The 26,339-nt window shown below is 63.1% G+C and carries 23 protein-coding genes; 12 read left to right on the top strand and 11 right to left on the bottom strand.

Features of this window, described 5'->3' with window-relative positions:
- Positions 1–237 precede the first annotated feature (237 nt).
- Positions 238–882, top strand: a complete 645-nt coding sequence (locus tag VKR55_RS21780; RefSeq protein ID WP_324406530.1) for a TetR/AcrR family transcriptional regulator — start codon at positions 238–240, stop codon at positions 880–882.
- Between the two features lie 49 nt (positions 883–931).
- Here VKR55_RS21780 and VKR55_RS21775 read toward each other — a convergent pair whose 3' ends face one another.
- From VKR55_RS21775 to VKR55_RS21765, 3 genes are read right to left on the bottom strand one after another with little or no spacing between them, the layout of a single operon-like run.
- On the bottom strand, positions 932–1,942 hold the full coding sequence (locus VKR55_RS21775) for an NAD(P)H-dependent flavin oxidoreductase (RefSeq protein WP_324406529.1): 1,011 nt from the start codon (positions 1,940–1,942) through the stop codon (positions 932–934).
- 58 nt (positions 1,943–2,000) lie between these two features.
- Complete coding sequence (locus tag VKR55_RS21770; RefSeq protein WP_324406528.1) at positions 2,001–2,738, bottom strand: SDR family oxidoreductase; 738 nt, start codon at positions 2,736–2,738, stop codon at positions 2,001–2,003.
- Between the two features lie 26 nt (positions 2,739–2,764).
- A complete protein-coding gene (locus VKR55_RS21765) occupies positions 2,765–4,342 on the bottom strand; it encodes a class I adenylate-forming enzyme family protein (RefSeq protein WP_324406527.1) in 1,578 nt (525 codons plus the stop codon).
- A gap of 228 nt (positions 4,343–4,570) precedes the next feature.
- On the opposite strand from VKR55_RS21765, the gene VKR55_RS21760 reads away from it, so the two are divergent.
- A complete protein-coding gene (locus VKR55_RS21760; protein ID WP_324406525.1) occupies positions 4,571–5,314 on the top strand; it encodes an SDR family NAD(P)-dependent oxidoreductase in 744 nt (247 codons plus the stop codon).
- A 1-nt stretch (position 5,315) separates the two neighbouring features.
- Positions 5,316–5,993, top strand: coding sequence for a glutathione S-transferase family protein (locus tag VKR55_RS21755; RefSeq protein ID WP_324406523.1), 678 nt, complete (start codon positions 5,316–5,318; stop codon positions 5,991–5,993).
- A gap of 156 nt (positions 5,994–6,149) precedes the next feature.
- On the opposite strand, the gene VKR55_RS21750 is transcribed toward VKR55_RS21755, so the two are convergent.
- Both VKR55_RS21750 and VKR55_RS21745 read right to left on the bottom strand, forming a co-directional pair.
- A complete protein-coding gene (locus VKR55_RS21750) occupies positions 6,150–7,349 on the bottom strand; it encodes a CaiB/BaiF CoA transferase family protein (protein WP_324406521.1) in 1,200 nt (399 codons plus the stop codon).
- 45 nt (positions 7,350–7,394) lie between these two features.
- Positions 7,395–8,030, bottom strand: a complete 636-nt coding sequence (locus VKR55_RS21745) for a 2-hydroxychromene-2-carboxylate isomerase (RefSeq protein ID WP_324406520.1) — start codon at positions 8,028–8,030, stop codon at positions 7,395–7,397.
- Positions 8,031–8,252: 222 nt separating this feature from the next.
- Here VKR55_RS21745 and VKR55_RS21740 point away from each other — a divergent pair, with 222 nt between their 5' ends.
- Positions 8,253–8,768, top strand: coding sequence for a winged helix-turn-helix transcriptional regulator (locus VKR55_RS21740; protein WP_324406518.1), 516 nt, complete (start codon positions 8,253–8,255; stop codon positions 8,766–8,768).
- Positions 8,769–8,820: 52 nt separating this feature from the next.
- Here the strand turns inward: VKR55_RS21740 and VKR55_RS21735 are convergent, their stop codons facing one another.
- The gene (locus tag VKR55_RS21735) at positions 8,821–10,020 is read right to left on the bottom strand and encodes an ABC transporter substrate-binding protein (RefSeq protein WP_324406517.1); all 1,200 of its coding nucleotides are present in this window, start codon (positions 10,018–10,020) and stop codon (positions 8,821–8,823) included.
- Positions 10,021–10,198: 178 nt separating this feature from the next.
- Here VKR55_RS21735 and VKR55_RS21730 point away from each other — a divergent pair, with 178 nt between their 5' ends.
- Positions 10,199–11,020 (top strand): enoyl-CoA hydratase, encoded by an 822-nt coding sequence (locus tag VKR55_RS21730; protein ID WP_324406516.1) that lies wholly within the window; start codon positions 10,199–10,201, stop codon positions 11,018–11,020.
- Positions 11,021–11,267: 247 nt separating this feature from the next.
- Positions 11,268–12,773, top strand: coding sequence for a glycosyl hydrolase family 79 N-terminal domain-containing protein (locus tag VKR55_RS21725; protein WP_324406515.1), 1,506 nt, complete (start codon positions 11,268–11,270; stop codon positions 12,771–12,773).
- A gap of 99 nt (positions 12,774–12,872) precedes the next feature.
- Here the strand turns inward: VKR55_RS21725 and VKR55_RS21720 are convergent, their stop codons facing one another.
- The 3 genes from VKR55_RS21720 to VKR55_RS21710 all read right to left on the bottom strand — a co-directional run bounded on the left by VKR55_RS21720 (position 12,873) and on the right by VKR55_RS21710 (position 17,049).
- Positions 12,873–14,210 carry an MFS transporter gene (locus VKR55_RS21720; RefSeq protein ID WP_324406514.1) on the bottom strand — a complete coding sequence of 446 codons (1,338 nt, stop codon included), beginning with the start codon at positions 14,208–14,210 and terminating at the stop codon, positions 12,873–12,875.
- Positions 14,211–14,604: 394 nt separating this feature from the next.
- The gene (locus VKR55_RS21715; protein ID WP_324406513.1) at positions 14,605–14,778 is read right to left on the bottom strand and encodes a hypothetical protein; all 174 of its coding nucleotides are present in this window, start codon (positions 14,776–14,778) and stop codon (positions 14,605–14,607) included.
- A 435-nt stretch (positions 14,779–15,213) separates the two neighbouring features.
- On the bottom strand, positions 15,214–17,049 hold the full coding sequence (locus tag VKR55_RS21710; RefSeq protein ID WP_324406511.1) for a tetratricopeptide repeat protein: 1,836 nt from the start codon (positions 17,047–17,049) through the stop codon (positions 15,214–15,216).
- 455 nt (positions 17,050–17,504) lie between these two features.
- Between VKR55_RS21710 and exbB the strand changes: the two genes are divergently transcribed.
- The 4 genes from exbB to VKR55_RS21690 all read left to right on the top strand — a co-directional run bounded on the left by exbB (position 17,505) and on the right by VKR55_RS21690 (position 22,514).
- The gene (exbB, locus tag VKR55_RS21705) at positions 17,505–18,518 is read left to right on the top strand and encodes a tonB-system energizer ExbB (protein ID WP_324406510.1); all 1,014 of its coding nucleotides are present in this window, start codon (positions 17,505–17,507) and stop codon (positions 18,516–18,518) included.
- A 3-nt stretch (positions 18,519–18,521) separates the two neighbouring features.
- On the top strand, positions 18,522–18,947 hold the full coding sequence (gene exbD, locus VKR55_RS21700; protein WP_324406509.1) for a TonB system transport protein ExbD: 426 nt from the start codon (positions 18,522–18,524) through the stop codon (positions 18,945–18,947).
- Positions 18,944–19,870 carry an energy transducer TonB family protein gene (locus VKR55_RS21695; protein ID WP_324406508.1) on the top strand — a complete coding sequence of 309 codons (927 nt, stop codon included), beginning with the start codon at positions 18,944–18,946 and terminating at the stop codon, positions 19,868–19,870. The genes exbD and VKR55_RS21695 overlap by 4 nt, the downstream gene beginning before the upstream one ends.
- A 253-nt stretch (positions 19,871–20,123) precedes the next feature.
- Positions 20,124–22,514 carry a TonB-dependent receptor gene (locus VKR55_RS21690; RefSeq protein ID WP_324406506.1) on the top strand — a complete coding sequence of 797 codons (2,391 nt, stop codon included), beginning with the start codon at positions 20,124–20,126 and terminating at the stop codon, positions 22,512–22,514.
- Positions 22,515–22,661: 147 nt separating this feature from the next.
- Here VKR55_RS21690 and VKR55_RS21685 read toward each other — a convergent pair whose 3' ends face one another.
- Positions 22,662–24,020, bottom strand: a complete 1,359-nt coding sequence (locus VKR55_RS21685) for a histidine kinase (protein ID WP_324406504.1) — start codon at positions 24,018–24,020, stop codon at positions 22,662–22,664.
- A gap of 161 nt (positions 24,021–24,181) precedes the next feature.
- On the opposite strand from VKR55_RS21685, the gene VKR55_RS21680 reads away from it, so the two are divergent.
- Entirely contained in the window at positions 24,182–24,802 is a 621-nt protein-coding gene (locus VKR55_RS21680) for a response regulator transcription factor (RefSeq protein ID WP_324406503.1), read from the top strand.
- On the top strand, positions 24,802–25,647 hold the full coding sequence (gene fghA / locus VKR55_RS21675; RefSeq protein WP_324406501.1) for an S-formylglutathione hydrolase: 846 nt from the start codon (positions 24,802–24,804) through the stop codon (positions 25,645–25,647). Before VKR55_RS21680 ends, fghA begins: the two co-directional genes overlap by 1 nt.
- Before the next feature lie 115 nt (positions 25,648–25,762).
- On the opposite strand, the gene VKR55_RS21670 is transcribed toward fghA, so the two are convergent.
- Positions 25,763–26,281 carry a DUF3280 domain-containing protein gene (locus tag VKR55_RS21670; protein WP_324406500.1) on the bottom strand — a complete coding sequence of 173 codons (519 nt, stop codon included), beginning with the start codon at positions 26,279–26,281 and terminating at the stop codon, positions 25,763–25,765.
- Positions 26,282–26,339: the final 58 nt, after the last annotated feature.

The raw sequence follows: 26,339 nt of genomic DNA, 5'->3' as shown, positions 1-26,339 counted from the left end.
AGGCGCGCGATTCCGTGGAGGCCGCTTCGAACGCGGTCGCCGCCGCACGATTATCGGGCTACCGGTGGAAATTGCAGGGGATACCCGCGCGGGTTGCAGAATTGCAGTCGCCATCCCATAGTAGATTGGTCCGGTCGATTCCGTCCGATTATCCCTGACCATTGCAACTTTCAGCGCTCGCGATTGCGTCACCCCCGGTTTACGCCCTCCGCCTCAAGCGGGGCAAACATGTAGAGAATGGCCAATAAGCACCTTCAACCCTCGCCTGCTTTGATGCTCAAGGTCGAGAGTGCATTTCTCGCCCATGGCTACAGCCGCCTGACCATGGAAATGCTGGCCGGGGCCTGCAGTTTCTCGCGACGGGCGCTCTACTTCTACTTCCGTAGCAAGTCGGATGCCTTTCGGGCGGCAATCCGCTTTCGTAACGAGCTTGCGCTGACCACGGGCTTTGAGGCCGGACGCAAACACTGGTCAAGGGGCCGCGACGCGCTCGATATTCTGGCCGCGATCATCGACATTCGCTATGGCGACATATGCCGCGTCGCCAACGCCTCGCCTCATGTCGTCGAACTGAACGCCGAAGCGTTCACGCGGTGCATCGATATTGTCAGGGATGTCGCGCTCTATTTCGAGGCTGAGCTCGCGAAGTTTATTGTCGAGCTGCAAGGCGGCGGCGTGGTGAAGCTTCGCCCGGGCGTGAAAGCCGGACGATTGGCGCGGGCGCTTGCCGACGGCGCCCGCGGCGTCAATCAGCGGCTTCCAGCAGTGCCGTCGCGTGAGCTCGCCACGCGTTATCGCGAGATGTGCCGCTATGTCCTCTATGGCGGTGCGGAAATGCCGGTCACGACCAAGCGGAAGAGGCTTCGGAGAGGCAGGGGCTGAACGACGACCTCGACTTGCGCGTTCGGAGCCGGCGGTGCAGCCGCCGGCGTCACGCCACTTCACGCGCCCGCTTCTTCTCCGGGATGCCATCAAGGAAGCCGACCAGCCGCTGCCGGATGATCGCTTCGGCCTCAAGCATGATGCGATCGATCAGCTCCTTTACCGTCGGAACATCGTGGATCAGGCCGACCACCATGCCACAGCTCCAGGCGCCCGCGTCCATGTCGCCGTCGATCATCACCTTGGGATAGACGCCGGCCACCTGCTCGAGGATGTCCTCGATCTTCAGCGCCCTGCCCTTCTCGCGCTCGATCTCGATCAGGCGCTCGACGGCCTTGTTGGTGAGCACGCGCTCGGTGTTGCGCAGGGCGCGCATCACGAGCCGCGTGTCAAGCTCGGTCGCCGCGACGATCGCCTGCTTGACGTTTTCATTTACGGGCGCTTCCTTCGTTGCGATAAAGCGCGTACCCATGTTGATGCCATCAGCGCCGAGCGTGAGCGCGGCAACGAGGCTCCGCGCATCGGCCATGCCGCCCGAGGCGACGAACGGAATGCTCAGCTCCTCTGCCGCGCGCGGCAGCAGGATCATGTTCGGCATGTCATCCTCGCCGGGATGACCGCCGCATTCGAAGCCATCGACGCTCACGGCGTCGCAGCCGATCCGCTCGGCCTTGAGCGAATGCCGCACCGAGGTGCATTTGTGGATCACCTTGATGCCCGCCGCCTTCAGCGCCGGCATATACTGCTCGGGGCTGCGCCCTGCGGTCTCGACGATCTTGACGCCGCCTTCGCGGATCGCGGCGATATACTCAGGGTAGGGCGGCGAGCTCAGCGTCGGCAGGAAGGTGAGATTGACGCCGAACGGCTTGTCCGTCATGTCGCGGCAGCGCGCGATCTCTTTTGCCAACAGCTCCGGCGTCTTTTGCGTGAGCCCCGTGATGATGCCGAGCCCGCCGGCATTCGACACGGCCGCGGCCAGCTCCGCAAATCCGACATAGTGCATGCCGCCCTGGATGATCGGGTGCTCGATGCCGAACAGTTCGGTGATCGCTGTCTTCACGAAAGACTCCTGTGCCCTGTTGCGCGTGAGACCATGGATGATTTCGCGCTGTCTCTCATTACCACTTCTCGCCAAAGGGGCGGATTTCGAGCTCGAACGTCCAGGCGCTCTTCGGCTGCTGATAGAGCTGCCAGTAGGCTTCCGCGACCGAGGCGGGCGGCATCAGAAGGTCGGGGTTGTCCAGCGCGTTCGACCCGAGCGCCTCCAGCCGCCGCTGACGCACCCATTCGGTGTCGACGCCGGAATCAATGATGAGGTGGGCGACATGGATATTCTTCGGCCCGAGCTCGCGCGCGGTCGCCTGCGCCACGGCGCGCAGGCCGAATTTGGCGCTGGCAAAGGCCGCGTAACCGATGCCGCCGCGCAACGACGCGGTTGCGCCGGTGAAGAAGATGTTGCCCTTGCCGCGCGGCAGCATCAGCCTGGCCGCTTCGCGCCCGGCGAGGAAGCCGGAATAGCAGGCCATTTCCCAGACCTTGCGAAACACACGCTCGGTCGTGTCCAGGATCGGAAAATTGACGTTGGCGCCGATGTTGAAGATGCAGACTTCGAGCGGGGCATGCTTGTCGGCATCGCCCAGGAAGGAGATAACCTCCTCCTCCTTCCGCGCATCGAGCGAACGCGCGTGGATTTCGCCGCCCGCTCCCTCGATCGCCTTCACCAGCGGCTCGAGCTTGGCGCCGTTGCGCCGGCCGGCGAACACCGTAAAGCCCTCGGCAGCGAACTTCTTGGCGATCTCGCTCCCGATAAAGTCACCCGCGCCGATCACGGCAGCGGTTGCATTTCTCCTGGACAAGTCTGTCTCCGTCGTTGGAACCGCGCCTAGGTGAGCGCAGTCATTTTCTCGGGCTGTTTCAGTGATTGAGCAAGCTGATGCTTCAAGATCTTGCCGGTTGATGACGCCGGCAAGGCGGCGAGCAGGATAATTTCCGACGGCCGCTTGTAGGCGGCGAGTTCGAGCCTGAGGAAGTCGGCGAGATCCTCCGGCGTGGTGTTCGATCCCTTGATCAACTGGACGAACGCCACGACTTCCTCGTTGCCCTCGACCGGACGGCCGACCACCGCCGACTGCACGACGTCCTTGTGCGAGCTCAGCACCGCTTCGATCTCTGCCGGGTACACATTGAAGCCGGAGCGGATGATCATCTCCTTGGTACGCCCGACGATGTAGAGGCAATCGCCGTCAAAGCGCGCGAGATCGCCGGTGTTGAACCAGCCCTCGCTGTCGATCACCTTGGCCGTCAGCTCCGGCGCGCGATAGTAGCCGCGCATGACATTGCGCCCGCGCACATGAAGCTCTCCAACCTCGCCATGGCCGAGCGGCAGGCCGTCGAGCGTCCTGACGCGCGCTTCGACGCCGGGCAGCACGGTACCGACCGCATCGTCGGACCGCGGCGCATCGAACCGAACGCCGGAAATTCCCGGCGAGCATTCGGTGATGCCGTAGCCGTTGGAAAGCGGCAGCCCGAATTCGGTTTCAACCCTGGACTTCAACGCGAGATCCAGCGGCGCGCCGGCGACGGCGATCAGCCGCAGCGAACCGCGATCGAGCTGCTTCAGACCCGACAGCGCCTTGTATTCCAGGAGGCGCTGGTAGGTCGCGGGCACGCCGTTGAGGACCGTGACGCCCTCTTTCGCAATCGCCATGGCGAGTGCCGCCGGATCATATTTGCTGACGAGGCGCACCGTGCCTCCGACCATCAGGGTCATGGCAAGGAGCGAGATGCCGACGATGTGCGAGATCGGCAGCACGACGTAGACCTTGTCGCGCGCATCGAGCTCGCGGAAATGCGCCGTCGTCGCGGCGCTGATTAGGAGGTTTTCGTGTGACAGCATCACGCCCTTCGGCGTGCCGGTGGTGCCTGAGGTATAGATCAGGACGGCGATCTGCTTTGCGGGATTGTCGTCGACAGGCTCGGGGGCGGTTGCTTCGTTCAACGCGCTCACGCCGATTTTCTTCAGGGGGCCGATCGGCTGCGTCGCCGCACCGAGGCGCGCAGCATGCGCGGCGGCTTCTTTGGAGACCGCCGCGGTGAAGAACGTCCGCCGCGCCCCGCTGTGATCGCGGATTTGGTCGATCTCGCGGGGGGACAGGCGCGGGTTGGCCACGATCGCCCAGGCATCAAGCCGGCTTGCTGCGAGTAGCAAGGCCGCCAACGCAATGCAGTTCTCGCTGACGATCATCATGCGATCGCCCGCCCTGATGCCAAGCGCGGAAAGCTGGCGCGCGACCTCGCGAACGCGATGATCGAGGTCGCGGTAGCTCCACGCGACACCGTCCTCGGCGACGGCGGCATGATCGGGGGTCTCGGCAACGAAGCGGTCGATCACCGCGTGCAGACGGCGCGGCAGGGAAGCAGCGAGCTCATCGATGTCGATCATTTGCGAGACGTCCGTCACGGCTGACCTCCACGAAAAACATCCCGGCCGCAGCGCCGGCTCATCGGTCCGCATCAAAAGTTCTATTTTAGAACTTGTCAAGCGCGATTCGGGCGCCGCCGCCCGGAGGTCAGCAAAAGGTGATGACGCTGCTGGATAACGCGAGTACGAGGGAAGGAAATTCCTGTTTACAAGTATCGGTCGTCGCTCTATCAATAAGGTATCAAATTAGAACTTATGGGAGTGGCGATGTCCGGCAACCGTGGCGTGGCGATCCTTGTCGGGGCGGGCGACGCGATCGGGGCCGCGGTAGCGCGGCGCTTCGCGAAAGGCGGCTATGCCGTCTGCATCTGCCGCCGCGACGCGGCCAAGTCGCAAACCCTGGTTGATGAGCTGAGAGCCGAGGGCCACGAGATCCACGCCATCAGCGTCGACGCTCGGCAGGAGAAAGAGGTCCAGGACCTCTTCACCCGCGTCGAGAAGGAGATCGGGCCGATCGAGGTCTGCTTGTTCAACGCGGGGTCCAACGTCAACAAGCCGCTGATCGAGACCACCGAAAAGCTGTTCTTCAAGGCATGGGAGCTCGCCTGCTACGCCGGCTTCCTGGTCGGCCGCGAAGCCGCACGCATGATGGTTCCGCGCGGCCACGGCACGATTCTCTTCACCGGCGCCACCGCAAGCCTCCGCGGCGGCAAGGGCTTTGCCGCTTTCGCGGCGGCAAAATTCGGCCTGCGGGCGGTGGCCCAGGCCATGGCGCGCGAGCTCGGGCCGAAGAACATTCACGTCGTGCATCTGATCATCGATGCCGCCGTCGATAGCGACGCCATTCGCGCGCGGCTGAAGGCAGCGAGCGGCATCGAGGCCAAGGACATTGCGCCGAATACACTGACCAGGACGGCCTCCATCGCGGAAGCCTACTGGTTCGCGCACCAGCAATCGAAGGATGGCTGGACTCACGAGCTCGATCTTCGGCCCGCCGTGGAGAAGTGGTGACATGGCCGGGGCTCCCGACCTGACGTTGTGGGGCGTGGGCACCAGTCGCACCATCCGCGCCCATTGGGCCATGCATGAATTGAACCTGCCCTACACAACCAAGCCGATTGGTCCTCGAACCGGCGAGACCAAGACGCCGGAATACACCAGGCTCAATCCCCGCCAGAAAGTGCCGCTGCTGCAAGACGGCGACTTCTGCATCGGCGAGAGTGCCGCGATCGTCGCCTATCTGTCGCGGACCTATGCGAGTCCGGGACGCACATTGATCCCGGAAACGCAGCGCGACTACGCCGCCTGGCTCGAATGGTGCTTCTTCATCGTGACAGAACTGGACTCGACCAGCCTTTACGTGATGCGCCGGCATAGCGCCGATGCGCTCGGTCCGATCTACGGCATCGCCCCCGACGTCGTCGCCAAGGCCGGCGAATATTTCCGCGAGCAGCTCCGGCATGTGGAGCACGCCCTGCGCAATGGCCGTACCTATCTGATGGGCGACCAGTTCACCAGCGCGGACATCCTGCTCACGACCTGCCTCGACTGGGCGATAGCCTACGGTGTCGGCGTCTGCGACAACGCGCATCCCTATCGCGAGCGCATTCACGATCGGCCTGCCTTTAAGCTCGCCGTCGAAGCCAACCGGCCTCTGGCGCCGATCACACCGACGCCATCCAAGACGTGACCCCACAACGTCATTGCGAGCCAACGGGTCCGCGCGAAGCGCGGCCCGATGACAAGCTCCCCGAAGCAATCCATCTCCTTCCACGACTCGGTCTGGATTGCTTCGTCGCTGTCGCTCCTCGAAATGACGGATCTGATTGTGGCGCCATCGCTCGCTCTAGCTCGCCAGCCGCACCGCCTTGTCCTCGACCATCTTGTTGATCGCATTCTCGTCATAACCGAGCTCGACGAGCACGTCGCGGGAATGCTCGCCGATCCGCGGAGCCGGGCCTGCGATAACAGCTTCATTCAGCGCAAAGCGCGCCGCTGGCTTCGGCTGCCGCACCTTGCCAACGGTGGGCTGATCGATCTCCGCGATCAGGCCGCGCGCCACCACCTGCTCGTTATGAATGATCTCCGAGCGGCGCAGGATCGGCGCACAGGGCACGTCTGCAGCATCGAGCCGCTCCAGCCATTCGGCTGTGGTATGCTGGGCGATATACTCTTGCATCTTGTTGATGCGCGCGGTGGCATTGACGCTTCGCGCGCCCGGTGTAGCGAAACGCTCATCCTTGGCGAGATCGCCATCGCCCGTGGCGCGGCAAAATCCCTGCCACTCCGAATCCGAGATCGTGCCGCAGGTGAGATAGCCGTCACTTGTCTTGAACACGAGATCGGGCCGATCATTGGGATCAGCCGCGTTGGCCTCGGAACCGACCACCGTGTACTGCATCATGCCTTCGGGCCAGAGATAGGAGATCATCGTATCCAGCATCGCGACCTGGATGTGATCGCCCTGCCCGGTCTTCTCTCGGGCATAGAGCGCGGCCGCCACCGCCTGTGCGGTCATGACCGCGGTGGTCTTGTCGCAGACGATGGTGCGGATCATCTGCGGCCGGTTGGTCACCGGTTGCGATTGAATGTCGGCAAAGCCCGACAGGCCCTGGATGATCGGATCGTAGACCCGCTTCTTGACGTAGGGGCCGGTGTCGCCGACGCCGGAGATCGAGACATAGATCAGCCGCGGATGGCGCCGGCGCAGTTCCGCGACGCCGAGGCCGAGCCGCTCCATCGTGCCGGGACGGAAATTCTGCACCAGCACGTCCGCCTTCGCGACCAGCTTCGCCAGCACCTCGCGCCCGGCGTCGCTTTTGATATCGATGGCGAGCGATCGTTTGCCGCGGTTGGAGGAGATGAACAGCGCCGAGAACTCGCCCTTCTTGTCGATCGATGCCCGGCTGCGCCGGGTGATATCGCCCGAGATCGGCTCGATCTTGAGCACATCGGCGCCCTGATCAGCCAGGAACATGGTCGCGAACGGACCGGACACGACGCCGGTCAGATCGAGCACGCGGACACCATGGAGTGGACCGGGCATAACGCTCTCCCTATTTTCCTTGTGCTGACCGCCGAGGTTGTCGTCTCACCCGGCTCGTGCCAACCGCCCTTGCTGCGCCGAAATTTCTTCCTCGACGTCGCGGAGCTGGTCCTTGCCGAAGAACATCTCGTTGCCGACAAAAAAGGTCGGCGACCCGAAGGCGCCGCGCGCCACGGCATCGTTGGTGAGCTCGATCAGGCGTTTCTTGACGTCGTCCTGCTGCGCCCGCGCGATCAGGCGCTCGATATCGATTCCGGAGGATTTGAAGGCCGCTTTGAAGATTTCGACATCATCCATCTTCTTCGGCTCCTCCCACATGTGGTGGTAGGCGGCGCGGAAATAGGGCTCGAACAACCCTTCGAACTGGGCCGCGACCGCGCCGCGCATCAGCATCAAGGTGTTGACAGGAAAGAAAGGATTCTGGCGGAACCTCGTGATGGCGTGGCGGCGGATGAAGCGCTGCGTCTCGAGCGCCTGATACTCCGGCTTGTTCTTGATGCCGCGCAGCGATTCGGCCGGCGAGGCGTTGCCGGTCGCCTTGAAGATACCGCCGAGCAGCACCGGCACATAGTCGAACTGCACGCCGGTTCGCCGCTCGATTGACGGGATCACGCATTCGGCCAGATAGGCGTTGGGACTGCCGAAATCGAACAGAAATTCCACTTTTGGGGGATTTGCCACCGGCCTCTCCTGGCGAGCGTGGGTCGCGTCCTGAGCGGGTGACAGCCGCAGGCCTCACCCGCTTATCGCTTCTATAGTTCTAAAAATGAACTGTCAATTCCCATTGGCGCGATCGGGCGATTAGGGCAGCGGTAAATTCCGCGACAAGTGGTTGTTTCATCATGAGTACCTATTTAGAATGCTGTCGCGCGCCCGGATGATGAGCGGCAACTGGAGAGCGGAATGAAGTGGGATGCCCTGGAAGAAGAGCCGTGCTCGGTGGCGCGGACGATCGGCGTGATCGGCGACCGCTGGACGCTTCTGATCCTGCGCGAGTGTTTCTTGCGCACGCGGCGCTTTGAGGGCTTCCAATCGGCGCTCGGCATCACCCGCCATTTGCTCGCCGAACGGCTGAAAAAGCTGGTCCGAACCGGCATCCTGCGCCGCGTCCCCTATCAGGAGTCGCCGAAGCGCCATGAATACATCCTCACCCAGAAGGGGCTCGATCTCTATCCGATCATGATGGCGATCGTGCATTGGGGCGACACGCATATGGTCGACGAGCGTGGGCGGCCGCTGCTGCATGAGCACAAGAAGTGCGGCAAGCTGTTCGATCCTGTGATGGTCTGCTCCGAATGCGGCGAACCGTTGATGGCCAAGGAAGTCGTAACCCACCCCGGCCCCGGCGCGCGCCCGTCCGTTGCCAAGCGTACGACCGAGCGCAACGCCAAGGCCGCCTCGCGCACCGGAGCAGCCTGAGGTCACCGCGCCGGCAACGGAGTTAATGCAGCGCGTCATCGACCGGCGCTGATCATTCGGATGCCGCATCGAGCACCTCACCGAACAGCTCCCAATGCGTGCCGGTCCAGCGCTGCAGCCGCATCTGGGTGTAGTTGGTGTTCACCTTGGCCGATGTGTTGATCCTGATCCCAGGCTGCACCGTCGGCAGCACGACGTCGTGGAAATTCCTGGCCTGCCTGACGACGTTCTCGCGCGACAGGTCGTCGCCACATTGCCTGATGAGCTGCTCGAGCAGCATCCCCTGCGTATAGCCATACAGGTAATTGTTGTCGGCGATGTCGATGCCGGGCATGTATTTGTCAACGAAGGCTTTGAAGCTCCCCATGCCCTCATCCTGCTGCCATTGCGGATCGGTCGCGTCCTTGGTGATCGTGCCGACGACAACGCCGGTTGAAACGTCGAGGCCAGCAGGCTTCAGTGTCGCGCCGACCGAGCTCGATGGATAGTTCAGGATGATCTGCGCATTCCACTTCAGTTCATGCGCCTTGCGGATCGCCTGTGCGGCGAATTTCGGCGTGCCGGCCAGAAGTAGCGCGGCGGCGCCGGTAGCCTTCAGGTTGACCACTTCCGACTCAACCGTCGGCTCGGTCACCTCGTAGGATGCGGTCGCAACCTTCTTGTCGAAATCGCTCTTCAACACCTCCTTGAACGCGTTGACGTAGTCCTTCCCGAGATCGTCGTTCTGATAAAGGATCGCGTATTTCGCATCCGGCAGCGTCCTGGTCAGAAACTTGGCGTAAATCTTTCCTTCGGTGTCGTAGCTCACGAGGCTCGTGGTCGTGAGCGGGAAGTTCGCAACATCGGTGAACTTGCTCGATCCGGAAACGATGGCAATCGTCGGTACGCCCCTCGCCTTCAGGTACTTTGCCGTCGCCGCATTGCCGGGCGTGCCGAGCTGGCTGAACATGAACGCCACCTCGTCGCTTTCGACAAGCTTGCGGGCCTGCTCGACCGACTTCGGCGGACTATAGGCATCGTCATAGGCGATATAGTTGATCTTGCGTCCATTGATGCCGCCGCGGTCGTTGATGGATCGCACATAGGCCAGGATGGCCCGGCCGACCAGGCCGATCGATGACGCCGGCCCGCTGAAGGGAAAGATCCCGCCGATCTTGACCTCGGTCGCGGTCACGCCGGGCGCATCGCCGGCGATGGCCGACGTCGCCAGCGCGAAGATCAACGCGCAGCCGGTCGCGAATGCTCTGAACATTTGGGCCTTCCTCCTCCGCTATGGCGATCGGGGCCCGCTGCCTTGAGGTGCTGTCTGCTTCCCGATGCGGCGGCGATCCTACAGTTCTATTTTTGAACTTGTCAAGCAATAAGCTCTATTTCTCTTGTCATACATTAAGTTCTATTTTAGTATCCGCGACCACTACGAGGTTGACGCCATGACAACACGATCGGTCGACACCGGCACTGACGAACTGCTCTGCGAGATCGAGGAGCGGGTTGCGACCATCACGTTGAACCGCCCCAACGCACGCAACGCGCTCTCGGACCGGCTGACGCCGGCGCTGCGGCGCATGATCACGCAATGCGGCGACGATGCGAGCGTTGGGGCCATCCTGATCACCGGCGCGGGCGCCGCGTTCTGCGCCGGCGGCGACGTCAAGGGCATGGGTGATGCCGCGCCAAAGACGGAGATCTCGTTCGAGGACCGAGTCGCAAACTTGCGAGTCAAGCAGCGGACATTGACAGGCTCGCTAGTCGCGGTCCGGAAGCCGACGATTGCCGCGCTTCCCGGCCCGACGGCCGGCGCCGGCATGGCGATCGCGCTCGCCTGCGACATCAGGATCGCTGCCGAGTCAGCCTTCATGTCGACAGGCTATGCCCGCATTGGCCTCTCCGGCGATTACGGCATCGCCTGGCTGCTGACGCGGCTCGCCGGCCCTTCGCGGGCACGCGAGCTGATGTTCTTCTCCGAACGGCTCGATGCGCGCCGCTGCGAGGCTCTCGGTCTCGTCAATCGGGTCGTGCCGGATTCCGAGCTGCGCGCCACCGCGTCCGCGCTGGCCCGGCAATTGGCGCAGGGGCCGACCTCAGCCTTCAGCCGGATCAAGGACAATCTCGATCATGCGCTGATGTCGGACCTGCTCGCTTCGATGGACCAGGAAGCGGAAAACATGGTGCTGGCCGCGCGCACCAGCGATCACAAAGAAGCTGTGCGGGCGTTCGTGGAGAAACGCCAACCGACCTTCGCGGGCAATTAGGCCGTTAGCCATGTAGCCCGCATGAGCGCAAGCGACATGCGGACCCGAAATCACTAATCACAGGCCGTCGTGATACGCACCTCGGTCGACGATCGTTTCGAACCATAAGTTGCCGGGGGTATGGATTCCGGGCTCAGCCCTTGCGGGCTGCCCCGGAATGACGGCGTGATCGGTTTTTGCCCTCGCGGGGAACATCGCTGCACACAAGCGAGACGACGTGCCTCGAGCCCCGGCACAGGAGCGGCGCATGCACGAGTTGCGCTGGATCATCCCGTTGAAGCGCGGCTGCACCGCCTTCATCTTGCTGTTTGCGCTTGCAACCACCCGCGCCATCGGCGCCGACATATCGCTCGCACCGGCGAACATGCCCCGCATCGGCATCGTCGACGAGCGCTTCCAGTCCTACAACATCGAGATGGTGGAGGTGACGGGCGGCCCATTCTGGAAGCCCTATGCCGCGCCAGCAGACCCCGCGCCTGTCGGGCTTGTTTCGGAGCGGAAGCCGAAAGATCTCGGCAATGCGCGGTTGCGAAAATTGGCGGCGGCGCTGGCGCCCGCCTTTGTCCGCATCAGCGGAACCAGCGCGAACACGACGTACTTTGCGGACTCCGACGACGCACCGTCGGCGCCGCCGCCCGGTTTCAAGAGCGTGCTGACGCGCCGTCAATGGCAGGGCGTCGTCGACTTTTCACGCGCGGTCGGTGCGCCGATCGTGACGTCATTTGCGATTTCTACTGGTGCGCGCGCCACGCACGGCGTCTGGAAGGCGGACCAGGCGAGACGCCTGCTCGCCGCGACAAATTCAATGGGCGGCCGCATCGCGGCAGCTGAGCTCATGAATGAGCCGGACCTTCCCACCATCGGCGGCGCACCCGATCATTACGATGCCGCCGCGTTCGGACGAGACTTTGCGGCCCTTCGCGCTTTCATGAACCGCGAAGCGTCCGGCGTAAAGCTGCTCGGCCCCGGCACGGTCAGCGGTCCATCGACCGCAGCCAGCCACTTCGCCGCCGCGGCGCGCGGTGTCGACGCCGTCTCCTATCACTTCTACGGCGCGCTATCGAAGCGCTGCGGCGGGAAGCAGACGCCTGAGGCGGCGCTGTCGGAAGCGTGGCTGTCGCGAACCGATCGGACGTTTGCTGTCTATCGCAGGCTTCGCGACCGTCTTGCACCAGGAAAGCCGATCTGGCTCACAGAGACGGCGGAAGCCGCCTGCGGCGGCGATTCCTGGAGCGCCACGTTCCTCGATACGTTCCGCTATCTCGATCAGCTCGGGCGATTGGCCAGGGCCGGCGTCCAGATCGTGATGCACAACACGCTCGCCGGCTCCGACTACGGCCTGCTCGACGAAGCGACGTCCATGCCGCGGCCGAACTATTGGGCCGCACTGCTGTGGCGGCAACTCATGGGCAGAACCGTGCTGGATTCCGATGTGCCGATCCAGCCGGGCCTTCACGTTTATGCGCATTGCGAGCGGCAGGTTTCGGGCGGCGTGACCTTGCTTGTGATCAACAACGACCGCACCGCCGCGCGCACACTGGTCCTGCCCGAGCCTTCGGAGCGCTACACGCTGGACGCGGCATCGTTGCAAGACGCGGCAGTTCGCCTGAACGGCGTAACGCTGGTACTCGATGGGGCAGGCGAAATCCCGCACCTCTCCGGCGTCAACACGGCTGCCGGCGCGCTCAACGTCGCACCGGCGACCATCACTTTTCTCATTATCCCCAGCGCCCGCAACGGAGCATGCCGATAAAAGGTAGCGCGTGATCCAAGCGCGATGAGGTGAATCGTCATCGTGTTGAAAGGCGCTGCATGGCGCCCGGCTCAGCCTGAGCCGAGCGCCCGAAGGCACTCAGGCGTTGCCGTAGTTCACCTCGTGCGCAATCTCCTTGTTGGTCTGGTCGGGGAGCAGCAGGGCCGAGCAGATGCTGATCGCCGCGCAGACGCAGACGTAGAGGCCGATCGGGAACGCGGATTTGTACGTCGAGAACAGCCAGGTCGAGATGAACGGCGCCGGTCCGCCCGCAATGATCGAGGCGAGCTGATAGCCGATCGAGGCGCCGCTATAGCGCAGCCGTGGCGTGAACGCCTCGGCGATCAGCGCGGCTTCCGGGCCGTACATTGTCATCACCGGAATGAACGAGAGCGCGATGGCGACGAATATGAGCACCGGCTCCTTGGTGTCCAGCATCGCAAAGTAGACGAACGTGAACGCGGCGACGAATACGCAGCCGGCCATGAAGACATTCCTGCGGCCGACGCGATCCGACAATGCGCCGGCAATCGGGGCCGTGATGAAGCCGAGCCCGGTCATGGCGACCAGTCCGGTGAGCAGCAGATTGCGGGAGGCTCCCACCACCAGCGTGCCGTAGGTGAGCACGAAGGCGTTGAAAATGTATCCGGGCGCCTGCTCGGCCATCCGCACCGTCGCGGTGAGGATGACCTCGCGCGGCTGACGCTTGAGCACTTCGATCACGGGAGCGCGCTCGATCTTGTTCTCGGCGATGAGGCGCTGGAACACCGGCGTCTCGAGGATGCCGAGGCGGATCCATAGCCCGACGGCCACCATGACGATGCTCATGAGAAACGGGATGCGCCAGCCCCAGGTCAGGAACTGATCGCCCGAGTACCAGCTGAAGAACAGCACCGCGAGGTTGGCGAGGAATAGTCCAGCCGGCGCGCCGAATTGCGGCCATGAGGTGAGGAAACCACGGTTCTTGTTGGTCTTGGCCCACTCCATCGCCAGCAGCACCGAGCCGCCCCATTCGCCGCCGACGCCGATGCCCTGGATCAGGCGCAGCACCGTGAGGATGACCGCACCCCAGATGCCGATCGAGGCGTAGCCCGGCACCAGCCCGACCGCAGCGGTCGAAATCCCGGTCATCAGCAAGGTAATGATGAGGGTCGCCTTGCGGCCGACGCGGTCGCCGTAGTGGCCGAAGATGACGGCTCCGATCGGCCTCGCGACGAAGCCGATGAAGTACACGCCGAACGCCTGCAGCGTGCCGATCCAAGGGTCGGAGCCCGGGAAATAGATCTTGTTGAAGACCAGCCCCGTCACCGTGCTGTAGATGAGGAAGTCGTACCATTCGATCGTGGTCCCCACGGTGCTCGCGACTACGGCGCGGCGCAGGGCCGACTGATGCTCGACCTCCGATATTGGATCAAGGGCGATTGTCGTTGCAGTCATGGTGGTGCCTCCCTCGTTTATTGTTCGATGACGTTTCCCCGTATTGTCTTGCTGCTTGTCGAGTTGTGCGGGCATTCCCGGACCCGCGGGAATGCGACAGAACAATGACCGAATTCGGCGCTGCGGGCTAGGCCTTTGATGGACAGCTTGCGAGTCAGGTTCGGATGGCGCGCAAGTTGCGCGTGCGACGATGGATTACCATCGACGCCCTCACATACCGCATCGCAACAGACAGTGCGTTTCGGAAGACGCGTCGCATATTCGACCCGACGATGGTGATGACTTCACTAAGGTCAGCGCGCTCATGCTAGCGCGGCGCAAAGCACGCGCACATAACTTCCTCCAGCGAGCCTCCGCTCCCGGTGCTTGCGACAACGCGTGTGGCGCCAAGCGGCTAGCTCTCTTCGAGCAGTTCGCCGGTGGATTGGTTCACGAAGTGCAGGCGGGCACACGCCGGGCAAACGATCACCTTGTACAGAGTGGCTCCGTCGTCCTGCCGCTGGCCTTCACAATCCACCCATTGAACCTTCAGCGCCTTGACCGGGCATCGAAACAGAATGAGGGGCATGCGAGAACGGGCTCCAACAGGGTTGAGCGGCCGATCACTCGGCTGCTTTTTCTCTGCGAACACAAAGTCCGGCTAAGACAGTGCAGAAGCGGCGACCTGTGTCCTCGGAATCCCGAGCAGACTTCTCTCCCTGAGGTGCATTGGTTTTCCTCCGTCGCGTTTCTTGGTGATGACGGAGACTTGTGTTGGCTCCGTCCTCACAGATGCAATCGTTGTCTTCCGAACGTGGTGACTTTGCGACGCACAAACTTTTTACGGAACGACAGAGCTGGCACACGCCGAAGCTCCGTTTTCGATTGCACCACCCAGATGAACCTGGCTTGCTCACGTCGCGTATCACGGGATAATCGGGGAACAGCGCATCGGTTCGCAGCGAGCGCATCTTTCGATGGAACGCCGAAGGGTTCCTCCGCGATCAGATCCGCAGACTTATCATTACCGCGGATCGCGCGGCTCGAACGCCGCGAGCGCGGCGCGGATGCGATCCACGACCGGCGCATAGTCGCGCGCGGCGTCCTGGCGGAACAGGCGGACGGTCGGATACCACGGGCTGTCGCCGCGATCGAGCAGCCAGCGATAGTCCGGCATGTAGGGCAGCATGATCCAGGTCGGGCGCCCCAGCGCGCCGGCAAGATGAGCGACGCTGGTATCGACGGTGACGACGAGATCGAGGCATGACACCAGAGCCGCGGTTACGGCGAAATCAGTGAGCTGCGCGGTCAGGTCGATGATCTCGTTCCGCTCGGCAAGCACGCTCGTGTCGGCGGGACGCGGGTCCTTTTGCAGGCTGACGAAGGTCGCATCCGTGTCGAGAATGCGCGCGAGCATGTTCAGCGGAATCGAGCGGTTCTGGTCGTTCCGGTGCGCGAGGCTTCCCGACCAGACGAGGCCGACCCGCAGCCGCTTGCGCGGACCTAGCCGCTCTTCCCAGGCTTTGATGCGTTCCGGCGCTGGTTGCTGCAGATAGGATGTCGCGGCTGGAATCGTATCGAGGGTGGTAGCAAAATTCGGCGGCAGGGACGAAAACGGACAGTGCATGTCGAAGTCCGGCAGTCGACCCTCGGATAGCTTGAGGCATTGGACTACGCCTGGGAGTTCAGAGAGCAGCGGCTGCAGCGCGTCCGCCACGACCAGAATGACGCGCGCTCCTCGCGCGCCTAGCATCGGCGCGTAGCGCGCGAACTGGATCGTATCGCCGAGCCCCTCATCGGCGTGAATCAGCATGGTCTTGCCGGCGACGGGCTCTCCGCGCCACATCGGCTGACGGAATTTCGGATAGCCTGCCGACAGCGACGGGATTTTCCAGCGCGCCTCGCGGCCGGCCCAACCCGCGGCAAAGTCGCCGGCCAAGAGCCTGAGCAGCGCCAGATTCCACTCTGCCATCGCGTGGCCGGGTGCGACGCTCCGGACGTGGGAATAGATCGCCATGGCTTCGTCGAGACAGCGACACTGGCTGATCGCCTGGGCCTTGTTGGTGAGGATAGTCGGGTTGTCCGGTAACAAAAGAAGCGCCTTGTCGAACCACGCGATCGCTTCCTCCTCTCTCCCGAGCGACAGCAGAGCGTCGCCGGCATTGTTGCAGCTCTCCGCGTCCGCCGGATCGAGCGCATGCGCGCGGAGGCTATCGGAGAGATAACCCTGATGATCCCCGACGCCGCGATGCGCGATGGCGCGCAGATTCAAGACCGGTGCGTGGTTCGGCCGGAGCGCCTCGCACATGTTGAAGTGGGCCAGTGCTTCCCCCCAGCGGCCTTGCCGATGCAACAGCACGCCGCTCTTCAAGGCGGCATCGAAGTCGCCTGGCGCCAGCTGAAGAGCGCGCTGGTAGCTCAACAGCGCTTCATCCTCGCGATCGAGCTTGAGAAGCACTTCGCCAAGACTGCGCCACAGCTCGGCGCTGTCCGGCTGAAAGGCAATCGCCTTGTCGAAGGCTTTCAGCGCTTCCTCGTAGCGCTTGACGTGCTGCAGCACGCCGCCGAGATGCTTCAGGTACTCGGCTTTCGGGTCTTGCCGGATCGCGCGTGCCATCCACGCAAGCGCAAGGTCGCACTCGCCCTCGTCGAACGAAAGCAGTCCCATCAGATGCAACGCGTCGGCGCGGTTCGGATCGATCGAAAGCGCCTTCCGGCAATAGTGAACGGCATCGAGAGACCGCCCTGCGCTTCTCAGGCGAAAGCCTTCCGCGCAAAGCGCCTGCGGCGTAGACGGCGCCGATCCGTCTGCCTCCGCCGTGCGTTCGCCATCGCTCGATCGTTGCTCGAGCCCGCTCATCAGCCCACCAGATGTCTCGCACGAATCGGCAGATGATACGCCACTCAAGCGGGCATGGGATATGGAGCTTACAGGAGACCTTGCCGACACGGTGGTCGTGCAGACCGGCGTCGACGATGCGCGCGCTAGAACGTCGCCGTCAGCCCCGCGGAGACAGCGCGCTGGCGCTGCGCCAGTGACCCGCTGCCTTCTGCCGCCCTTCCGTCCATGCAATACATTGCAGAGCTGCACTGTCCGGCGCCTGGCTAACAAGGCATCTCCCCGTGGTGCACCTGCTCACAAAACCGGGATATTTTCCCGGTTTTGTCGGGACCTTTTCCAGATGAATTGATCATCTTGAGGCGGGATACAACAAGCACTCTGTTTTCGCGCGTGAGGAGTATAAGAACATGGACAAGGCCCGACCCCAAGTGCGAGACCGAAGACAGCTTAGCCGAGGACTTTTGGCGTCGCGTTTGAAATTGCTGCTCGTCATCGCGGTGTCGCTGATATCTTTCAGCGCTCTTGCCGAACAACCTTCTGTCGGTGCAGAGGGAGCGTCGCGACAACCCGCGGCAGCGGTCGCGGCACCCGTGAGCCCGGCCCCCGCGAGCGATGCTGGCCAGAGCGTTCTTCCTTCGGAGGCCGCAGGAAACCCGCCGCATCCCGAGGCGCAATCGGCACCACCGTCGTCGTCTCCACCCGCATCGACACAAACTCAATCCGCTTCGATTGTGACAAGCACCGTCGGCCCGTTGCCTGACGCGCTGTCGCCTTGGGGGATGTTCGTCCAGGCGGACGTCGTCGTGAAGGCCGTCATGATCGGTCTGGCACTGGCCTCGGTTGCGACCTGGACCGTGCTTCTCGTCAAGACCATCCAGCTGCGAGCGGCAAGACGTCAAGCGCGTCGCGCGCTGGCGGCTGTTCTCTCCTCTCGTTCGCTTTTGGATGCGATCCGGCAGATCGCAGACCAGAGAAACACGGTGGCCCGACTACTTGCCGCAGCCGAAGATGAGGTGGAGAAGTCACGGGGGCTTCCTGCAGAAGGCACCAAGGAGCGTATCGCCTGGCAACTCGAGCGGATCGAGGCTTCAGCCGCGCAACGCATTGGGCGCGGCATTGGTATCCTGGCCACCGTCGGGGCCGTCGCGCCGTTCGTCGGTCTTTTCGGGACGGTGTGGGGCATCATGAACAGCTTCATCGGCATTTCGCGCGCCCACACCACCAACCTCGCAGTCGTCGCTCCGGGCATCGCGGAGGCGCTGTTAGCGACGGCCTTCGGTCTCGCCGCTGCGATCCCTGCTGTGGTGATCTACAACGCGTTCGCGCGCTCCACCGGCACCTATCGTTCAGTGCTTGCTGATTCATCAGCCGCGATTTTGCGCCTGCTAAGCCGCGATCTCGACCGCAGCGCTTTGCCAACCGATGTCAGACGCGGCCCGCGGACGGCGGACCGCACAGTGTTGTCCATCGCAGATTCGGCGGAGTAAGCCATGGCGATCCGTCTCGCCAAGCGCGACGAAGACTATGCGGAGGCCCATGAGATCAATGTGACGCCATTCATCGACGTCATGCTGGTTCTCCTCATCATCTTCATGGTCGCGGCTCCCCTTGCGACAGTCGATGTCCCCGTCAATCTGCCGTCGGCCTCCGCCCAACCGCCACCCCGTCCGGACAAGCCGATCTTCGTCACCTTCAAGGCGGACCATTCGCTCGCGGTCGGCGATGAAACGGTCACGCGGGCCGATCTTGCCGCGGCGCTTGATGCCTTAACCGGAGCCGATCGCACCCAGCGAGTGCTGCTGCGCGCCGATCAAGCCTTGTCCTATGGCGAGGTCATGGAACTGATGAACCTGCTGCGGAACGCGGGTTATGAGAAAGTGGCGCTGGTTGCGCTGGAAATGCGGAGCGGCCCGTGAGCGTGATAACGGTCGATCCGTTCGAACGGGATCCGGGCAAGGACGCGGCGCTGTGGACCGTCGCTGCACTTGTGGTTGCCGCGCTCCATGTCGGCTTGGCCGTGGCCTATCTGCTTTTCAAGCCGGCGCCGGAGGGACAGGCCGAGACGCCGGTGATCGACGTTGCTTTCATGCCGGCGGCAAGCGCGCCCGCCAAGGCTGCACCCGACGCTCCGCCGGCCGAACCAACGCCGCTGGTCGAGCAATCCGACCTCGCGCCGCCCAAGCCTGTCGAGACGCAGGAGGCTGTTACCGCGCCTGAGCCGCCTCCATTGAAGACGGAGCCTGCGCCGCAGCCTCAACCTGCTCCGCCGCCCGTGGCGTTGCAAGTGCCCGAGCCCGCCGTAGAGCTCGCGCATCCCGATCAAGTCACAGTCATGCCTCCTCCGGCCAAGCCCGTAGAGCCGGCGCCTCAAGCAAAGCCCGCGAAGGTCCCCGAGCGGTCTGTGCACAAGCCGGCCGATGAAAAGACCGAGAGAGAAAAGGCCGAGAGAGAGAAGCACAAGACGGCACCGCCGAAACCCGCGGCTGCCCCGGGAAGCAAGCCCACGCGCGTCGCCCTGGCCCCCAATCCCGGCGCAGACAACGAAGGAGCGCGAGCGGGGCGCGCATCCTGGGAGAGTGAACTGGCAGCGCACATTCGCCGCTTTGCTACCTACCCAGCCAATGGCAACAGGGAGAGCGGCACTGTGCGCGTGGGCGTTACCATCGATCGCAACGGGCGGCTTCTGTCGCGGCATCTCGCCGGCAGCTCTGGCTCGGCGATGCTGGATAATGCGGCGATGGCCGTGATCCAGCGCGCGCAACCTTTTCCGCGGTTCCCACCCGGCATGACCCAGGCACAGATCGCGCTAACCATTCCGCTGCATCTGAGACCGCAGTGAGAGCGGCGCGGCCTGGATCATCGACGCCGATACTACGTCGGGAAGCGACTTGGATTACCCAAGCCGGACGGCTTTTCGCATCGGGAAAATCTCCCGACTGCGCTGGGAGTAATCCATGTTGCGGCGATCAGAACAAGCCAATAGCATTGTTAATGTTAGATGGTGCCAATTCGATCGATGTTCGTTGTTCAAGGCTTCGGGGACGAAGGCAAGCCAAGGATAGCGCGGTCGAAGAGTAATTTGGGGAAACGTCTTGACCAAACGCAAGGCACTGAAGAGTGCGCTTCTGTTGAGCTGCGCCATATTCCCTGGCGTCGCGTTGGCGCAAGAGGCCTTGCCGACCATCGAAGTCGTTGGTGTTTCGCCGGTGCCTGGCGGCGAAATTGATGTCCAGAAAGTGCCGTCCAACGTTCAGACGATCGATGCGTCCGATCTTGATTACACCAAGTCGCCGACGCTGCTGGATGGTATGGTGCAGTATATGCCGGGCGTCTCCTTGAGTGATCAGTCCGGCAACCAGTTCCAGCGCAATCTCGACTATCGCGGCTTTACGGCCTCGCCGGTGCCGGGCACCCCGCAGGGGATCGCCGTCTATCAGAATGGGACCCGCATCAACGAAGCGTTCGGCGATGTCGTCAACTGGGACCTGATCCCCGAGATGGCGATTGCGCGCATGACCATGATGCCGAACAACCCGCTGTTCGGACTCAATGCCACCGGCGGCGCCTTGTCGATCGAGATGAAGAACGGCTTCAACTATCATGGAACCGAGGCGCAAGTGAGCGGCGGCTCCTACGGTCGGGCATCGGCAGGTGCGCAGTCCGGATACCAGAACGACACCTGGTCAGCCTACGTCGCGGCCGACACGACCTACGACAGGGGCTGGCGCGACGCCTCATCGTCCTCTCAGGTCCGTCGGATGTACGCCGATTTGGGCGCGCGCGGCGACGACACTGAATTCCACATCTCGTTCACGGGCGCCGACAACAAGCTTGGCGCCGTGGTCGCCACACCGGTGGAATTGCTGAACCAGCGCTGGTCCAGCGTTTACACCTGGCCGCAGAACACGCATCTGCAGCTTGCCTTCCTGCAGGCGAACGCGAAGTGGACGCCTACGGACACATTCTCCGTCCAGGCCAACACCTATTTCCGCGCCTACCGGGCGTCCCATTTCGATGCCAACGGATCCAACGCGCAGCCCTGCGACGACGGCATCAATCTTTGCATCGGCGATGGTCTCACGCCGCTCAATGTCAATGGTCCCACTCCGAACTTCCTGCCTCCCAATTCCGCGATCGGCGAGATCGATCGCAACCAGACGCACTCGAACAGCTTTGGCGGCTCGCTGCAGGCGACGAGCACGGGGCAATTGTTCGGACATGACAATCATTTTGTCGTGGGCACCAGCATCGATCACGGAGATACGAATTTCCGGACCTCGTCCGAGCTAGGCACGGTCGACCAGAATTTCTTCGTGACCGGCACCGGCGTGTTCCTCGATCAACCCGCCGCGGACGTATCCCCGGTCAATCTCGCAGCCAACAACACCTACGTTGGCGTATACGCGACGAACACCTTCGACATCACCTCTCAACTCTCCCTGACCGGCGGCGGGCGCTTCAACTATGCCCAGATCAATCTGGGGGACTTGACCGGCACCAATGCCCGGCTCACCAGCAGCAACAATTTTCAGCGTTTCAATCCTGTCGTCGGCCTGACCTACCGGATTATTCCCAACCTCACGGCTTACGCCGGCTACTCGGAAGCCAATCGCGCGCCCACGCCCCTGGAGCTCGGCTGCTCCGATCCCGCCAATCCTTGTCAGATCGACAACTTCCTGATCTCCGATCCTCCGCTGAAACAGGTGGTTTCACACACCATCGAAGGCGGGCTTCGCGGCGAGTTCTCGGGTGGTGCGGCGGCTGCCGAACCCATTCCGGCCAAGGCGCCCGCCAATGTCGTCGAGAACGGTTGGCGCATGCGGTGGGGTCTCAGCCTGTTCCGCACCGAGAACACTGACGACATCATCAGCATCGCAAGCTCAGTAGTGCCGAATTTCGGCTTCTTCCAGAACGCCGGCACCACGCTTCGGCAGGGCGTCGAGGCGAAGGTCGATCTCACCTGGAATCGCTGGACCGCCTACGCCAACTACACGTTCGTCGACGCGACCTATCGGAGTTTCCTGACGCTCTCTTCTCCGAACAACCCGATGGCGACCGTCGACCCCGTGCTCGGTCGCGTCATCAACGTCGTGCCAGGTGATCATATTCCAGGGATTCCGGCGCATCGCCTCAAGATCGGCGGCGAGTACGCGATCACCGATGCCTGGAAGCTTGGCGCCGACGTCAACTTTATCGGCAGCCAATATCTGATCCACGACGACTCCAACCTCAATCCCAAGGTGCCGGCCTATTGGCTCGTCAACATGCACACGTCCTACCAGATCACGAAGAACGTGCAGGTGTTCGGGCTGGTGCAAAACCTGTTCAACCAGCACTACTATTCCGCGGGAACGTTCTTCAGCACGTCCGGCTTCAACAACTCCACCCTCGGCGGCCCCAACCTGTTGACATTCAACGACCCGCGCACATTCCTGCCCGGGATGCCGCTTGCTGCCTATGCCGGGATAAAGGCTACGTTCTGACATCAGGTGTCATCTCGCCTGCAGCTCACCCTCGATCCGGCATTTCCCAGAAATGCGGCGCTCTTCGCCAGACAACGGATACTCGACCCGCTGCTTGAGGACGCACCCTGCGCGGCGTTGCGCTCATCGGATGGAGAGCAGCCGTAACTACCGCGCACCCGTCGGAACCATCGCCTCGATGGTCACGCCGCCCTCGCCCGAAGCGACCGTAAGCGTGCCGCCCAACGCCAGCAGCCGCTCCCGCATCCCGGTCAGGCCGAGGCCGAACTTGTGATCGAGCGGCAGGCCGTGCCCGTTGTCGCGAACGCGCACCAGGGTGTAAGCGCGATTGCCGTGCGATCCTGCGGGCCGTTCCGCCGGCTCGATGCTGACATTAATCGCGGTGGCGTCGGCGTGGCGGAACACGTTGGTGAGCGCCTCCTGCACGATGCGGTAGATCGTCACATCCGCGGTCTCTCCGGTTTCACCGAGCGCATGCGATATCTCCGTCTCGATGCTCACATCCGGATGGGACTCGTTCCACAGGCGCAGCAAGGCGCCGAGCGCCTCGCGAAGCCCGAGCTCGGCGAGACCGACGGGTCTGAGCTTCTCCAGGATCCTGCGGGTGAACTGCTGCAGCGCGTTGACCTGCTCCAGAATGGCACTGCCGTGCCTGCGCAACGCATCGCCTCCTGATTCCGACGCCTCCGCCAGCCGCGTCAGCGCGCCGGCATGCGCACGCAAGGCAAACAGGTACGGCCCGAATTCGTCATGCAGCTCGCGCGCGATCTCCTTGCGCTCCAGGTCCTGCAGCGACACCGCGCGCTCGGCAAGCCTGCGCTTGTCCTCCACCGCCTCGCCGAGCGTCGCCGCAAGACTGTTCAGCCTGGTGCAGATCGCAGCGAGCTCCGGCGCTCCTCCCGGCTCGACGCGCGCGTCGTAGAAGCCGGCCTCGATACGGCCCATCGCCTGCGAGAGCGCCTCCAACGGCGACAACGCGCGGCCGATGACCATCATCGTGATCAGAAAGAGGGCGATCGCTACCGCCGAGCCGACCTCGAGCTGGGTCATGATCCCATCCCAGATCTCGGCGATCTCGTCCTTGGGAATGGAGGTGATGATAAGCGCCTCCGGCTTGCCGCGCAGCGAAAATGGAACGCGGACCGTGGTCTTCTCGGGATGCACGAGGCCCACGAACCATGCCGGCGCCGCCGCTTGCATCTCATCGATTCCGGCGTGCGCGGATGCGGCATTCCCCTGACCCTGCCGCGTGATGCTGACGTGACGCAAACGGTTGAGATCGCGAACGATCTGGTCGAGCCGAGCATCGGGATCGGACGCCTCGTTGAGGCCGGCGATCATGGTCTCGACAAACTCGCGCGCGAGCCGCGTCACGCTTTGATCTTCGGCCTGCACGCGGGGGCCGGCCTCGAGCACGAGACGCACCACATTGGCGGCAAGCCCGAGCGCCAGCACCAGCGCCAGCAGCAGATTGATGCGGGCACGCAACGATAGTCTTTGCCACATCGCACCTTCCCCATCGCCTCTTAAAGTTCCTCATCAAGAGGAGCGTTGACAGGCAAATCGCTCGTCTGTCTAAATGAAGCGTACCGCATTGTTGCCCAAGGTGCATGGTGGCATTTGCGAGATGCGGTGCAGCAGGAGGCCGACTGTGCGGGACGAATGAGATGCGCGTTCTGATCGTGGATGATCATCCGATCGTGGCGTCGGGCTGCCGCACCGTGCTGGCCGACGAGCCGGAGATCGTCATCGTTGAGGCGCCGGATGCCGAAAGCGCCGAGCGCATCTTCGCGGCTGAACGGCCCGACATCTCCGTGATCGACATCAACCTGCCGACGGTGTCGGGCTTCGAGCTGGCGCGCCGCATGCTGGCGCAAGACGCCTCCGCCCGCATCATCATGTTCAGCATGAACGACGATCCGGTGTTCGTGGCCCGCGCGATCGAGATCGGCGCCAAGGGTTATGTCTCGAAGACCGGCGATCCGCACAATCTGGTCGAGGCCATCCGGGAGGTCGGCAAGGGCGGCGTTTACCTGCCGTCCGCGATGGCATGCAGCATCGCCTTTGCCGGGCCTGCCGTCGCCAAGAGCCCGCTGTCGAAGCTCAACTCGCGCGAGATGGAAATCCTGCGTCTGCTCAGTGCCGGCAAGAGCCTCTCGGAGATCGCCTGGCTGGTTCACTCGCCCTACAAGACCGTGGCCAACACGTCCTCGATCATCCGCCAGAAGCTTGGCGTTCGCACCTCCGCCGAGCTGGTGCGGTTGGCGATTGAAAGCGGCGTTGCCTGATGAGCATGCAAACCGTTTCGGTGAACCGATCCCATGGCGGCACGCAGGGTGTCTATCGGCATGCGAGCCTCCAGACCAACACCGATATGACCTTTTCGGTCTATGTCCCGGCGCATCGCGAAGGCACAAAACTCCCCGTCGTCACCTATCTGTCGGGCCTTACCTGCACCCACGCCAATGTGACCGAGAAGGGTGAGTTCCGCAGTGCCTGCGCAGAGCTCGGGCTCATTTTCGTGGCGCCCGACACCAGCCCGCGCGGCGAAGGCGTGCCCGGTGATCCCGCCAATGCTTACGATTTCGGCCTCGGCGCCGGCTTCTACGTCGATGCCACGCAAGCACCGTTCGACCGCAACTATCGGATGTGGAGCTATGTGACCGACGAGCTGCCGAAGCTTGTCGCGGACCATTTCCCGGTCGATCCAAACCGGCAATCGATCATGGGCCATTCGATGGGCGGTCACGGCGCGCTCACGGTCGCGCTCCGCCATCCTGCGCGCTATCGCGCGGCAAGCGCGTTTGCGCCGATCGTTGCACCGTCGTTCGTGCCCTGGGGGATCAAGGCGCTTGGCGGCTACCTCGGCAACAACAAGGACGCGTGGCGCAAGCATGATACGGTCGCACTGATCGAGGACGGTGCGAAATTCGCCGAGTTTCTTGTCGACTGTGGTGACGCCGACCAGTTCCTGACCGGGCAGCTCAAGCCGGAATTATTGCAGGCCGCCTGCGAAAAAGCCGCGATCCCCCTCACGCTGCGGCGCCAGAGCGGCTACGACCACAGCTATTATTTCATCTCGACCTTCATGGCCGATCACCTGCGCTGGCACGCGCAGCGGCTGAAGGCTTGAATCGCGCCAGCACGATGAGATTGGGTTCAACTGGAGCGGCGTCGGAGGCTTACCTCTCCCTTGGGAGAGGTGAAGCGAACTCGCGGCGAACGATTCGATCAAAACTCATCCCGCTCTAATTCGCCTGCGGCCTCCCGTAGTTCGGCGCCAGCAACCGCTCGCGCACCAGGTAGTGCGTGGTGTGCGACCAGGTTTCATCGGTGTTGCCGGGCATGTCGGCGTTCGCCGCGGTGACGAGACGTCCGGTGTGGGCGTCGCGCAAGAACACACTCATGTTGAGGATGACGTTCGAAACCTTCTGCACCACGCCGGTGATTTCGAGGTCGGCGCCGAGCTGTTGTGCCAGCTTCACGTCGCAACCGCCGCAGCTCTGCAGATTGCTCTGATGCGCTGCAGCATTGACCGGTGAAATGTCAAGGATCTGGAACTTGCCGGACTCGCCCAGCTCCTTGCGCAACTGATCGCCGATCCGCATCAAGCGTTCCTGCTCGTCGGTGCGCTTGGCCGGCATTCGGCCTTCCTGGCTGGTGTCGAGCATCTCGAAATCGAACACCGCGAGCTTTGGCGTGTCGGCCGCGCGTGACGGCGTCGCGCTCGCGACCATCAATATCGACAGGACAAGGAGTGCTCTCATGATCGTGACCTGCAAGCTCTCGCGCCCACGCAACGACAAAAAGTAGGCTTGCAACCTA

This window comes from Bradyrhizobium sp. (assembly GCF_035309285.1).
GTDB lineage: Bacteria > Pseudomonadota > Alphaproteobacteria > Rhizobiales > Xanthobacteraceae > Bradyrhizobium.
This window is presented reverse-complemented; position numbering and strand designations above follow the sequence as displayed.

What these genes read in the sequence shown, in the direction of transcription:
- VKR55_RS21670 (WP_324406500.1), bottom strand. Translation starts at nt 26,281, where the DNA reads ATGAGAGCACTCCTTGTCCTGTCGATATTGATGGTCGCGAGCGCGACG.
- VKR55_RS21720 (WP_324406514.1), bottom strand. Translation starts at nt 14,210, where the DNA reads ATGACTGCAACGACAATCGCCCTTGATCCAATATCGGAGGTCGAGCAT.
- VKR55_RS21710 (WP_324406511.1), bottom strand. Translation starts at nt 17,049, where the DNA reads ATGAGCGGGCTCGAGCAACGATCGAGCGATGGCGAACGCACGGCGGAG.
- VKR55_RS21715 (WP_324406513.1), bottom strand. Translation starts at nt 14,778, where the DNA reads ATGCCCCTCATTCTGTTTCGATGCCCGGTCAAGGCGCTGAAGGTTCAA.
- exbD (WP_324406509.1), top strand. Translation starts at nt 18,522, where the DNA reads ATGGCGATCCGTCTCGCCAAGCGCGACGAAGACTATGCGGAGGCCCAT.
- VKR55_RS21735 (WP_324406517.1), bottom strand. Translation starts at nt 10,020, where the DNA reads ATGTTCAGAGCATTCGCGACCGGCTGCGCGTTGATCTTCGCGCTGGCG.
- VKR55_RS21685 (WP_324406504.1), bottom strand. Translation starts at nt 24,020, where the DNA reads ATGTGGCAAAGACTATCGTTGCGTGCCCGCATCAATCTGCTGCTGGCG.
- VKR55_RS21750 (WP_324406521.1), bottom strand. Translation starts at nt 7,349, where the DNA reads ATGCCCGGTCCACTCCATGGTGTCCGCGTGCTCGATCTGACCGGCGTC.
- VKR55_RS21730 (WP_324406516.1), top strand. Translation starts at nt 10,199, where the DNA reads ATGACAACACGATCGGTCGACACCGGCACTGACGAACTGCTCTGCGAG.
- VKR55_RS21740 (WP_324406518.1), top strand. Translation starts at nt 8,253, where the DNA reads ATGAAGTGGGATGCCCTGGAAGAAGAGCCGTGCTCGGTGGCGCGGACG.
- VKR55_RS21780 (WP_324406530.1), top strand. Translation starts at nt 238, where the DNA reads ATGGCCAATAAGCACCTTCAACCCTCGCCTGCTTTGATGCTCAAGGTC.
- VKR55_RS21755 (WP_324406523.1), top strand. Translation starts at nt 5,316, where the DNA reads ATGGCCGGGGCTCCCGACCTGACGTTGTGGGGCGTGGGCACCAGTCGC.
- VKR55_RS21680 (WP_324406503.1), top strand. Translation starts at nt 24,182, where the DNA reads ATGCGCGTTCTGATCGTGGATGATCATCCGATCGTGGCGTCGGGCTGC.
- VKR55_RS21725 (WP_324406515.1), top strand. Translation starts at nt 11,268, where the DNA reads ATGCACGAGTTGCGCTGGATCATCCCGTTGAAGCGCGGCTGCACCGCC.
- fghA (WP_324406501.1), top strand. Translation starts at nt 24,802, where the DNA reads ATGAGCATGCAAACCGTTTCGGTGAACCGATCCCATGGCGGCACGCAG.
- VKR55_RS21760 (WP_324406525.1), top strand. Translation starts at nt 4,571, where the DNA reads ATGTCCGGCAACCGTGGCGTGGCGATCCTTGTCGGGGCGGGCGACGCG.